Annotated in this window: 1 protein-coding gene; it reads right to left on the bottom strand. The window is 43.6% G+C overall.

The window, feature by feature from the left end:
* Positions 1–320, bottom strand: a 320-nt coding sequence (locus tag JMF81_RS16280; RefSeq protein ID WP_201312476.1) for a helix-turn-helix domain-containing protein, incomplete at its 3' end; no start/stop codon positions are given.
* Positions 321–420: the final 100 nt, after the last annotated feature.

The raw sequence follows: 420 nt of genomic DNA, 5'->3' as shown, positions 1-420 counted from the left end.
CAGCCCCGCCTCCTCTCTATTTCTTCGAGTTTTTTTAAGAAGGATATCTCCATTTCTGCCCGTTCCTTTTCTGCCTGCAGCAGTTTTACCTCAGCACGCAGTCTTTCGAGTTCACTCATTTCCTCCGGAGCTTTTCTTTTCCCCCTGCAGTCCTTCAGGGCATTCACTCCTCCAGATTCGTATTTTATGGTGTAATTCCTGGCCTGTTGGTAAGATATTCCATATTTTTCTGATGTTTCCGTATAATTGCGGCCATGAGTGATACAGTATTGGACGATCTCGACCCGTTCGTCAAAGGTGGTCTTTCTTCCTTTTGTCATGATGATACAGCCTCCCGTTCCAGAAGATTTCAGTTCCTCATGACTATTATACTTTATGATCCATTTCCTGAGTTGGGTTCCTGATCGGATTTTATATTTT

The sequence above is a fragment of the Anaerostipes butyraticus genome (assembly GCF_016586355.1).
Classification (GTDB): Bacteria; Bacillota; Clostridia; order Lachnospirales; family Lachnospiraceae; genus Anaerostipes; species Anaerostipes butyraticus.
This window is presented reverse-complemented; position numbering and strand designations above follow the sequence as displayed.